General features: G+C 51.0%; 1 protein-coding gene and 2 pseudogenes. All 3 read left to right on the top strand.

All coding sequences use genetic code 11. From position 1 onward, the window contains the following. Positions 1-115: 115 nt before the first annotated feature. Positions 116-523, top strand: a pseudogene (locus BLL38_RS31615) (VOC family protein); the annotation flags it as partial. 14 nt (positions 524-537) lie between these two features. Continuing rightward, positions 538-1,428: an NAD(P)-dependent oxidoreductase gene (locus BLL38_RS29715; RefSeq protein WP_076965364.1), complete on the top strand. Its 891-nt coding sequence runs from the start codon at positions 538-540 to the stop codon at positions 1,426-1,428. A gap of 3 nt (positions 1,429-1,431) precedes the next feature. Then, positions 1,432-2,555, top strand: a pseudogene (locus BLL38_RS29710) (aldehyde dehydrogenase family protein); the annotation flags it as partial.

The raw sequence follows: 2,555 nt of genomic DNA, 5'->3' as shown, positions 1-2,555 counted from the left end.
GTAAGCGCTTCGATTTCAAATGTCCTATCGAAGTCATGAGCGAAGTGATGCAGAAAGCCTTGGCTATGCAATATGATGCTCCTGCGTCAATTCAATAACCGTGTTGCACTCAGCTCCTGCAACCGCCTGGGTTAAAGGTTGGCAGAACCATCCAAACGGTGTTGAAGGTATTTCTGCAATAACTTATCTAGCGGATCCCGCGCTGTTAGAGGCTCGCTGGCGAGCTATGTATGGTGAAGCTGTAAAGTGCAACGGTAATGTACTTGAGGCTAATACACAGTGTGGAATACTGCGCGCAATGGATGCCGAAACAGCCGCGGAAGAATACGCAGGCGTTCCGCTGCCCCGAGTAGCCAAGGAGAGGCCTCATGCAATTGCGATTAAGTTACATGCTAAAAGCCTAAACAATGTGCGTTGGGTTCTCCATAAAAATGAATTTTCTTATTTTGAAGTGCCCGGTCGTGTTTTGGTCGCACCGGAAACTGCCGGAAATGTGATCCTTGAGTTTGTACAGAAAAATTAAAAGAGGAGCAGAGTATGTCAGTAAAAATTGGTGTGATTGGGCTAGGCAATATGGGGGGCGGTATGGCTGTCACCCTGGCCAGTAAAGGGTTCGATGTAAGCGGCTTTGACCTTTCTGAAGTCGCGTTGGCTCAGGCCAAGAGCAAAGGCGTAAAGACAGTTACTGTTCGCAACCAATTGATCAAACAGTCAGATGTTTTGATTTTATCCCTACCAAAGGCCGAACATGTCGAGGCGGTATGCTTGGAAAAGGGAGGGATTACCGAGTTTGGTAGTGAGGGGTTGATCGTTATTGACACCACGACCTCCATGCCGGAAACGAGTCGCAAGATTGCATCTGCTTTGCGGAAACTGGACATCGCTTTTATAGATGCGCCGGTATCGGGTGGCCCCAAGGGGGCGGCGACAGGCACCATGTCCATGGTAATCGGTGCCGAGGTCGATGATCTCGCGCGCGCAATGCCTGTGCTCGAAGCGATGAGTGCAACACGTGTTCACATTGGTGGATCGGGTGCTGGCAACGTTGCCAAGATTGCGAACAACATGCTTGCAGCCTGTCATCTCATCAGCACCGCTGAAGCGATTGCCATGGCTGCCAAGGCAGAAGTTGCTCCTGAAAAATTAGTAGAAGGACTCAATGCAGGTTCGGGTCGTAGTGCTGCTTCGCAAGTGATGTTCCCCACCTGGGTACTTAATAAAGCGTACGACTCTGGTTTTACCATGGGGTTGATGCGCAAAGATGTTGGGTTGGCCAGTGAATTGGCAAATGGCTTTGATCTGGATCTTCCACTGTCTCACCTAGTGGCTTCCCTTTGGAAAGCAAGCAGCGCCACGCTTGCTGACAACGAAGACTTTTGTGCAATCGTGCAGTGTACTGATACAGAACTTTTTGGCCGTGGGGATTAATCAATGAGCGTACAAACACTTTTAGAGTTGTTACGTCCCTTCTGGGGTGATCGCAGGGTCGTGGCCAGTTACATCGGTGGTGAGTTTGTTGAAGGCCACGGTTCGACTGTTGAGGTGCGTAATGCTCATGATGATAGCTTGCTGCTGAGCTACCCAGACGCTGATGATTCTCTGGTGGCGTTGGTTGACAAAGCGTCAAAGGGAGCTCAATCGAAGTGGTCGGAGCTCACAGGGCAGGCTCGTGGTCGGGTCATGTATCAGATTGGCGCCTTGATTCGCCAAGAGGCTGATTCGCTAGCCCAGATCGAGTCAATCACGGCTAACAAGCCCATTCGTGATGCGAAAGTCGAAGTCGCGAAAGTTGCTGAGATGTTTGAGTATTACGCAGGCTGGTCAGACAAGCTTCATGGCGAAGTGATCCCTGTACCTACCTCGCACCTCAATTAGGTTACCTACGAACCCTTAGGAACCGTATTTCAGATTACCCCCTGGAACGCACCGATTTTTACCGCCGGCTGGCAAATTGCTCCAGCCATCGCAGCTGGTAATGCGGTTATCTTGAAGCCTTCCGAGCTAACTGTACTCACTTCATTAGTCCTGGGTGTATTGATCGAGCGTGCAGGTACTCCCAAGGGCTTGGTCAACATCATTGCTGGCTTTGGACACACCATTGGGCAGAGCATTATCGCGAATGCCGATATCCGTAAGGTTGTCTTCGTTGGTTCGCCGGCAACCGGTCGACATGTCGCAGTTGCCGCTGCACAGCGTTGCATTCCTGCCGTTCTTGAGCTCGGCGGCAAATCTGCAAACATCGTATTCGACGATGCCGACCTTGAGTTTGCACTACGTGGTGCGCAAGCAGCGATTTTCTCCGGCGCCGGCCAGAGCTGCGTATCCGGATCGCGATTGCTGGTTCAGGAGTCGATATTCGAAAAGTTCACCAGCGCCCTTGCTGTCGCTGCGAAAAACTTCATTGTTGGTGACCCAAGCGACCCAGAAATGTTAAACAGCGTGCAAAAGTTTCCAGATTCCCGGGGTAAACAGCGTCCAATAGTTTCCACCCCGGTGTGTGCAACCATCCGGTCTTTTGGCTGGAGAATCTGGGGTGATATCAATGGACATCATTG

It is taken from the genome of Pseudomonas gessardii (assembly GCF_001983165.1).
GTDB classification, from domain to species: Bacteria; Pseudomonadota; Gammaproteobacteria; order Pseudomonadales; family Pseudomonadaceae; genus Aquipseudomonas; species Aquipseudomonas gessardii.
This window is presented reverse-complemented; position numbering and strand designations above follow the sequence as displayed.

Excerpts from the sequence above, each read along its gene's own strand:
- BLL38_RS29715 (WP_076965364.1), top strand. The coding sequence starts at position 538 with ATGTCAGTAAAAATTGGTGTGATTGGGCTAGGCAATATGGGGGGCGGT.